Origin of the sequence: Archangium sp. (assembly GCF_036389735.1) — a bacterium.
Classification (GTDB): Bacteria; Myxococcota; Myxococcia; order Myxococcales; family Myxococcaceae; genus Archangium.
This window is the reverse complement of the sequence record NZ_DASVWK010000560.1, coordinates 1-7,770: the sequence shown is the minus strand read 5'-3', so window position 1 is coordinate 7,770 and position 7,770 is coordinate 1. Positions and strand designations below refer to the sequence as shown.

The window sequence follows — 7,770 nt, the reverse complement described above, 5'->3', positions numbered from 1 at the left end:
TGGTGGCGCTGGTGGGACGTCATCTCCAACAGGGTGGGCGGCGTGCGTCCCGCCCGGGCCATCAGCGCCACGGCGGAGTGGGAGATGAAGGCGGCGGCGTCATGGTCCGGGTGGCCCCCCTCGTACGGATGGACGACCAGGAGCGTCGGGCGCAGGGCCTTCACCAGGGCCATGAGGTAGTGGGTGAGGGTGACGAGCTCCAGCGTGGCCTCCTGGTCCACCGCGCCCAGCGAGAGGAGTTGGTCCGGGGCGATGCCGGCCAGGCGCATGGCCGCGATGGCCTCCTCCTCGCGCAGGCGCGCGTAGCCCTCGCGGGTGGGGGGCGCGCCCTGGGAGCGCAGCGAGGCGTCCCTCGGGGCACCGTCGGTGACGTGGATGACGTGGCAGCCGGGACTGCGGCGCAGCAACCACGAGGCCCCCAGCACCTCGTCATCCGGGTGCGCGGCCACGAAGAGGACGGAGCCGCGCAGGGCCTGGGGAGGCAGCAAGGGCGCGAGGACATCGGCGACGGTACGCCCGTCCTCGGCCGGGTGGCTCCGCAACCAGGGTGATTCGTCAGGAGGGCGCATGTCCGCGCCCCCTTCCAGGTGCCCTCTCCATCGCCGCCTCCCATCCCTCGGCCCCCCTTGGGGGCACGCCACCTGTCAGCCCCTCTCCCCTGGAGAGGGACGTGCCGCTACGCGTAATGCCGCGTCCTCACCCGCTTCATGCCGACTCCTGTGGTGTGGAAGGAAGGGTAATGGCCCCGAGGGCCTCCTCGAGGAGGCGGCGCACCTGGGGCGCGAACCGGACCCGCGCGAGCCGCCAGCGCTGGGGAGCGCTCAGCCGCTTGAGCGTGTAGTTCACCTTGCGGCGCTGGTGCTCGAGGGGGAAGTAGCGGACGAAGCCAGAGGCGTTGAGCGAGAAGAAGGAGAGGGCGTCCGCGTCGTTGAGGAGCGTGAGGCCCACGTCGCTCTCGGGCTGCTCATGGCGGCTGATGAGCCAGCGCACGCGCTCGCGGGTGGCCTCGTCCACGCCCAGGTCCGTGAGCAGCGTGCACGCCAGGTCCGCGCCCCGTGCCGCATGGGCGTCCTTGAAGGACTGGTAGTCGGAGGCGTGGTGCTCCACGCGGAGGTCGGGCTCGGACAGCAGCCGCTCCACGTCATGGAAGAGGGCGGCCACCTGGAGGGCCAGGTCCGCCCGTGGGGCGAGCCGCAGCACCCACTGCCAGCAGTCCAGCGCGTGCCGGTAGTCCGCGACGACGAGCGGCTTGCTGAAGTCATGCAGGGCCAGGTGCCGCGCGAGGATGGCGTCGAAGAGGGGCCCCTCGGAGGCGGCGTTGCGCCGGCCGACGAGGCCCTGGTAGCGCGTGAGGACTTCCAGCGCCGTGGTGCCCAGCGCCTCGCGTGGGGCGCCGGTCAGGTGCACGGCGAGGCAGTTGCCTCCGCGACACTCGCCCGCGGCGCCGAAGACGCGCTCATCCCAGGTGAAAGGGTCGAAGCCTGGGGCGCGCCACTCCTGGGCATCCAGCTTCAGGACGTGGGTGTTGCCACCCTGGGCCGGTGGCTGCACGGCGATGGTGGGAAACTCCTCGGCCAGCAGGAGGAACGCGCCGTTGGTGACGGTTTTCGTGCCACCAGCTTCGGTTTCGGACAGCAGAAGCTGTCGGAGCATCGCGCTCTCCCGCGGGTGACCCGCACGTGAGGACGCGGCAAGTTGCGGTCGCGACTTCCGAAAGGCCAGGGTCCCAGGTGTAGACGCGTAGGCCACAACACTGGAGGGCGAATCCGTCGTGCACCAGTACACGGGTGCTCGGGTGGAGCCCGTGCGCTGGCACACAGTGGGGGCGGAACACCCCCGAAACCACTCGACTACGGCCGGCCGTTATCCGCCGGCTGGTCGTAGGCGTACTGCTCCGCGCGAGGCGCGGCGTCGTTGTGGAACAGTGGGCACTTCTGGCAGGAGAAGCCCTCCCAGTCCTCTTTGACGGCCGCGTCGATGCACCTCGCGTAGAAGCGGCAGTGGACGTTGCGGTAATCCTCGACGCGGTGGTGGTCCGCCCACATGGGCAGGCGGAGCTCGGTGGGATTGGGCTTGGGTTGCGCACAGGCCATGTCGCTGAACTCCCTCTCTCGGAATGGGTCCCCCCTCGGGACTACTGAATACCCGCTGGTGCGTCGCGTCATTCCCGAGCCAGGAGCCTCGTAGGGACCGTGACCGACCCTCGCACAACAGGCGAGGGAGCGTGCCCTTCAGCGCCGGGGCGTGGCACCCGCGAGCTGCACGGCCTCAACGAAGGCCTCGTACGGCTGGCAGCCCACCACCCGGGCAGTCCCGATGAAGAAGGTGGGGACCCCCTGCACACCCTCGCGCTGGCCCTCTTGGGCGGTCGCCTCCACGCGGGCCTGGTACTCGGGGGCGTCCATGGCTTGACGCGCTCCGTCTCCGGGCAACCCCGCCTGTTCGGCCAGCCGGGCGAGCACGTCCGGGTTCTCGAGGTCCTCGCCGCGCTGCCACTGCGCCTCCATGACCGCGTCATAGAAGGCCTGGAAGCGGCCCTGGTCTCGGGCCCACTCCGTCACCGCCAGCACCCGGCGCGTGTTGGAGAAGTGCTTGGGTACCTTCAGGGTGACGCCGAAGCCCTGGGCGAACCGCTCGACCTGTGCGCGCATCGACTCCGTACGGGCTCCGAAGAGCCGCTCCAGGGGCACTCCACCCCGGGGCGTGCCCGGGTTCAGCTGGAAGCCCCGCCACTCCACCTCGACGTCATACTCCTCTTGCAGCCTGACCAGGCTGCTGTGCTCCGCGACGAAGCAGTACGGTCAGACGAAGTCCGAATACAGCCGGATGCGCACGGGCATGGGTCACCTCTCCAGGGTCCTCGAGTCCTCTCATAGAGACTGCCGCCGTCTCCGGCCGTGACACGCTCGTTTCCAGGCGGTTGCCCGCCCGGTGGGCGGACGGAGAATCACCGCTTCAACCGGGCGCCGCTTTCCCCGAAGATGGCCGCGTGCGTCCCATGCCCATCCATCCTTCCTCGTCTCCGCCCCGTTGGCTGGGGCTGATCGCCCTGTCCCTCTTCGCCCTGCTCACGGCCGCTGGCTGTACGGCCTTCTCCCGCGCGATGAAGGAGGGAGACCAGTTCACCTCCCAGCGGAAGTGGGCCGAGGCCGAGGCCGCCTACCAGCGCGCCCTCGCCGCGGAGCCCGATGACGCGGAGGTGAAGGCGAAGCTGCTGGGCATGCACAAGCACTGGAGCGCCGAGGTGCTGGGCAATGCGCGGGCGGTGCACGGCCAGGGCGACCTGGCCGGGGCCACGCCGCTGCTGGTGCGCGCGCTCCAACTGGACCCCGGCAACGGCGCGGCGCGCGAGCTCCTCACCCAGACGTTGGACACGCGGGCGGAGGGGGCCCTCCAGGCGCTGAAGGAGGAGAAGCTCCAGGAGGCGCGGGCCGAGTTCGACGCGGTGCTGGCGGTGGACCCGGAGCACGCGGTGGCGAGCAAGGGCGTGGTCTCCGTGCAGACGGCGTGGGCGAACCGGTGGTTCACCACGGCGCAGCGGCTGGAGGAGGAGGGCAAGCTGGGCAACGCGCTGCTGGCGTACGTGCGCGCGGACCAGGAGCGGGTGGGGGCCACGCCCGCGCGTGAGCGCGCCGAGGAGATGCGCCGCAAGCTGAAGGACGAGGTGGCCTTCCTCGTGGTGGCCGCGCCCGCGGACGACAAGGCGGAGGCGCCGGACGTGGTGCAGCGGCTGTCGCCCGGACGCCTGTCGGCGCTGCTGCCGCGGGACGTGCCCATCCGCGTCATCACCACCGAGGCGCCCAAGAACCACGAGGGCGTGCGCCTGGGCGTGGCCCTGGAGCGGGTGATGCCGGTGAAGTCGGTGGAGCAGGCCCAGCGCTCGACGCGCTACCTGGTGACGAACAAGGCCGTGCCCAACCCGCGCCGCGCCGAGCTGGAGACGGCCCTGCTGACGCAGGAGCGCAAGCTGGAGGAGGTGGAGCGCAAGCTGTCCGGGGTGCTGCGCGACTACCTGCGCAAGCAGGACGAGCTCACCCAGGTGCGCGAGGTGGCCACCCGCTGCCGTGCCCGCGAGCGCCAGACGTGCGGCACCGCCCTGTCCGAGTGCATCCGCGGCTACAGCCAGGCCAAGCCCGGCGAGGTGCCCAAGGAGTGCAGCCCCTCGCGCTGCAGCCCCCAGTGCGAGGCGGAGGAGGGCACGCTCAAGCAGAAGGACGTGGGAGTGCAGGAGCTGGAGCGCCGGGTGGAGGCGGGGCAGGAGGCCGCGGAGGCGCAGCGGCGCGAGGTGCAGCGCGGCCGGGACGCCTACTACCGCGAGCCCCTCACCGTGGAGGAGCCCGTCTACGCCGAGTACCCCTATGACGTGGAGCTGCACCGCTTCACCATCACCGCGAGCGTCACCGAGCGGCTGGTGGACCTGGCCAAGGACGCCGCGGGCGCCTCGCCCCGCACCGCGGACTACGCGGCCATGCACGAGGACTCGTCCAACAAGGCCTACGACAAGGTGGGCGTGCTGGCGGACCCCGTGCAGCTGCGCACCGAGGCGGAGCTCCGGGTGGAGGCGGGCGACAAGGCCATGGCCTCCATCGCCGAGCGCGTGAAGGAGCGCTTCAACAGCTACCGCCAGCGGCAGGTGGAGGACGCGCGCCGGGGCATGGTGCGCCCCTCCGCCGAGGACGTGGTGGAGAAGGCGGTGCGCGCGCTGCTGCTCACCGCGGACGCGCCTCCCCAGGACATCCTCCTGCCGCTGGCCCAGGCGCGCGGCCTCACGCGCCCCGAGTCCATCTACGGCGACTGAGGCCTCAGGCCACCGCCTCGGTCGGGCTCCACAGCGACGTCTCGGCCGAGTGCATGCAGTCCCCGAGGAAGCGCAGGTAGATGTCGAGCGCCTCGGAGCCGAGCTCCGCGAGCGTCCGGGCGTTCTCCGGCATGAGCTGGAGCAGCTCCTCCATCATCCGCGCGTGCAGCTCCATGTGGCCCACGTCGAGCCGCACGTGCTCCTTGATGAAGCTGAGCCCCTCCAGCGTCTCGCGGCCGAGCACGCGCACCACGTTGGACAGCAGGTGGGGCCCCAGCACCGACGACAGGTTCTCTATCTCGAACTCGATGGCGATCTGCCCCATGGGCAGGTCGCTGCCGAGGGTGTCCTCGTGCAGTTGGCGGTAGGCGCGCATCGCGTCCGTGGGGTGCTGGTGGAGCAGCCGCTCCATCTGGAGCAGGGGCCGGCGCCGCGCGTTCCACCGCCGCACCAGGTGATGCACGTCCTCCACCATCATCAGGTCGTGGCCGGACTCGTGCTTGGAGTGGATGAGGAGGGCGCGCCCGAGGGAGTCCAGGCCCTCGGCGATGCAGCGCTGGCCCGTGCGGCGGATCCACCCCTCGACGGGCTCGGTCATGTACACGCCGAGCGAGTTGAGCTGGATGAAGAACCGCTCCAGGACCACCGGGTCGATGGCGGGGTCCACCAGCCTGCGCATCACGGGATCCGTCGAGATGCGGGCGCGTGCCGGGAGGACATAGGGCTCGTACAGCTCCTTGACCAGACTCATATCGGGGACTCCTTCGGGTGCGGCTGATGCGGCTGATGCGGCGGGTACGGCTTCAGGCGGTGCGCTGCTGCCGCGGGGGAAGGCGACCCACGGTCGCCTCACTGACGTGCTCCAGGAACTCGGGGAGGAGCCGGGCGGAGAGCAGCCACAGGCAGGGCTGGGCTCCGGGCTCGTCGCGCAGGCGGGCCGCGGCGGCGTAGCTGTCGTCCTCGTCCTCGCGCACGAGCACGAAGGAGGAGCGGCCCCACTGCGCGTACCACCGGCGGGCCTCGTCGAGCAGGGCGACGTAGGCCTCCCGGCCCTCCGGGGCGAGCGGGAAGAGGCGCGCGGTGTCCAGCAGGCGGAAGAGGTTCGTCCCCGGGTGGCCCAGCTCCAGGACGATGGCGGCCAGCGGCACGTCGTCGCGGCGGGCCACCAGGACGTGGCGCTCGCGCTCCAGGCCGGCGGCGTTCCACGTCTCGCGCACCTCCCGCAGCTCCAACCGCTCGCGGGAGAAGTCCAGCGCGTCCACGTAGCAGGCCGGGCGGTGGAGGGCGATGTGCTCGGCCAGGAGGGACTTCTCCTCGAAGCGGGCCGGGCCGAGCTGGAGCCCGTCCGCGGGCAGGCCGCTCTCCTCGTCGCAGCTCACCTGCATCAGGCGCACGGGCATGACGAGCGCCTCACCCTTCGCGGCATGGGCCCGGGCGAAGGCGAGGTGCACGCGCTCCATGAGGGGCACGGTGGACTCGGCATAGGCGACGAGCCACCGGAAGTCGGGATCGGCCTGCGCGTGCTCCAGCGTGCGCACGTGGATGTCGCGCAGAATCTGTCCGGGCACCTGGGGGGCCTCGGGCTTGCCAGGGCGCTTGGCCAACTGGTGCACCAGCCAGCCATGGCGGTAGGGGCGCACCGAGGAGAGCGTGGCCTCCACGCCCCGCTCCGAGGGCCACACCGTCTGACAGAAGAGTCGCGGCAGGCGCGCGGCGCGCTGGCTCAGCTCCAGGAAGTGGGCGCGCAGCTCCTCGAAGTGCTCCGACGTCCTGCCGGCCAGGTTGAAGTAGCCCGAGTCGACGAGCAGCTCCCACAGCTGCTCGGGGTACTGCTCGCCGCCGCGCGTGGTGGGGCAGAGCGCGCGGGAGACGAGCTCCACCCAGCGCGCCTCGTCCTGGGGCGAGCAGGGGCTCACCTGGATGCCGCACACCCGCTGCCCGTCCGGGCTCTTGTCGGAGACGTAGCGGACCTCGCCGCGCAGGAGGATGGGCTCGCCGTCCTCGCCGCACACCTCGATGGACCGCAGGAGGAGGCCCGGGAAGACGAGGTCCTCGGCGGGGCTGAGCAGGCAGAGTCCGGAGAAGGAGAGGTCCACGGCCTCACGCTCCCGCACGCCCAGCTCGGCCCACAGCGGGTGGTGGAAGCGGGCACGCAGCCCGGTGGGGGCCGGCACGCGCCGGTGCCAGCGGTGACGCACCTGCCACAGCCGCCGGGGAAGGGGCGTCACCATCCGCTCGCCCCGCGTCTCCAACGCCGGCACGCGCATGCGGTAGGCCGAGTTGTAGCCCACCACCTCGATGTCATAGGGCGCCGCGCCCCACTCCGCGTCCGGCTCCTCGCGGCGCCAGTGCAGCAGCGAGCCCTCCACGTCGAAGTACTCCAGGGACACGCGCAGCGTGCGCCCGAGCTGCCGCAGCGTGCCCTGGTGCTGCATCACGCACACGGACTTGAGGATGGAGCGGATGCGCTCGGGCTCGACGAGGGACTCCTCGACGGGCAGGGGAGACACCGCGGGCTGGGCGTGTCCCTGGCGGGTCGCCGCGTCCAGGAGGGAGAGGATCTGCTGGCCCTGCTCGCGCGACACCCCCAGGAGCTGGATGCCGATGGGCGCGTCGCTCCGCCGCGGATCGCTCCAGAGCGTCTCCCCGAGCAGCGGGCCGATGGTGGAGCCGTGGCCCTCCAGCAACAGGCGCAGGGGGCGGTCGCGCGGGGGCAGCTCGGCGCCGGCCTCGGGGAGGGCCCACACCGTGGTGGGGCTCAGCCGGGTCACCCGGCTACAGCTCAGCCCGGGCTGGGACAGGATGAGGTTGATGCCGTCCTCGGGCGTCCGGGCATGCAACGAGTACCCCGAGTAGCTGCTGACGGGGAGGCTCGTCCCGGCCGATGTCTCCATGTCTCCACGCATGTGCTTCTTCCCCCACTGTGGTGACAGCGGCGTGCTGGCGGTGGTGTCGTGAGTCATTTGCTTCCA

The 7,770-nt window shown here is 71.6% G+C and carries 6 protein-coding genes and 1 pseudogene; 1 reads left to right on the top strand and 6 read right to left on the bottom strand.

The features are described from left to right. From VF794_RS19750 to VF794_RS19735, 4 genes and pseudogenes are all read right to left on the bottom strand, one after another. Nucleotides 1-569, bottom strand: a 569-nt coding sequence (locus VF794_RS19750; protein WP_331112664.1) for a PIG-L family deacetylase, incomplete at its 3' end; no start/stop codon positions are given. Nucleotides 570-705: 136 nt separating this feature from the next. After that, entirely contained in the window at nucleotides 706-1,653 is a 948-nt protein-coding gene (locus tag VF794_RS19745; protein ID WP_331112662.1) for a DUF4202 family protein, read from the bottom strand. Nucleotides 1,654-1,850: 197 nt separating this feature from the next. Then, complete coding sequence (locus VF794_RS19740) at nucleotides 1,851-2,093, bottom strand: hypothetical protein (RefSeq protein WP_331112660.1); 243 nt, start codon at nucleotides 2,091-2,093, stop codon at nucleotides 1,851-1,853. A gap of 138 nt (nucleotides 2,094-2,231) precedes the next feature. Further along, nucleotides 2,232-2,789, bottom strand: a pseudogene (locus tag VF794_RS19735) (DsbA family oxidoreductase); the annotation flags it as partial. Between the two features lie 209 nt (nucleotides 2,790-2,998). On the opposite strand from VF794_RS19735, the gene traC reads away from it, so the two are divergent. Continuing rightward, nucleotides 2,999-4,798 (top strand): outer membrane exchange accessory lipoprotein TraC, encoded by a 1,800-nt coding sequence (traC, locus tag VF794_RS19730; RefSeq protein ID WP_331112666.1) that lies wholly within the window; start codon nucleotides 2,999-3,001, stop codon nucleotides 4,796-4,798. A 4-nt stretch (nucleotides 4,799-4,802) separates the two neighbouring features. Here the strand turns inward: traC and VF794_RS19725 are convergent, their stop codons facing one another. Both VF794_RS19725 and VF794_RS19720 read right to left on the bottom strand, forming a co-directional pair. Further along, nucleotides 4,803-5,549, bottom strand: coding sequence for a hypothetical protein (locus tag VF794_RS19725; RefSeq protein WP_331112658.1), 747 nt, complete (start codon nucleotides 5,547-5,549; stop codon nucleotides 4,803-4,805). 52 nt (nucleotides 5,550-5,601) lie between these two features. Then, nucleotides 5,602-7,761 carry a hypothetical protein gene (locus VF794_RS19720; protein WP_331112656.1) on the bottom strand — a complete coding sequence of 720 codons (2,160 nt, stop codon included), beginning with the start codon at nucleotides 7,759-7,761 and terminating at the stop codon, nucleotides 5,602-5,604. Between the last annotated feature and the right edge of the window lie 9 nt (nucleotides 7,762-7,770).

Excerpts from the sequence above, each read along its gene's own strand:
- VF794_RS19745 (WP_331112662.1), bottom strand. The coding sequence starts at position 1,653 with ATGCTCCGACAGCTTCTGCTGTCCGAAACCGAAGCTGGTGGCACGAAA.
- traC (WP_331112666.1), top strand. The coding sequence starts at position 2,999 with ATGCCCATCCATCCTTCCTCGTCTCCGCCCCGTTGGCTGGGGCTGATC.
- VF794_RS19725 (WP_331112658.1), bottom strand. The coding sequence starts at position 5,549 with ATGAGTCTGGTCAAGGAGCTGTACGAGCCCTATGTCCTCCCGGCACGC.
- VF794_RS19720 (WP_331112656.1), bottom strand. The coding sequence starts at position 7,761 with ATGACTCACGACACCACCGCCAGCACGCCGCTGTCACCACAGTGGGGG.
- VF794_RS19740 (WP_331112660.1), bottom strand. The coding sequence starts at position 2,093 with ATGGCCTGTGCGCAACCCAAGCCCAATCCCACCGAGCTCCGCCTGCCC.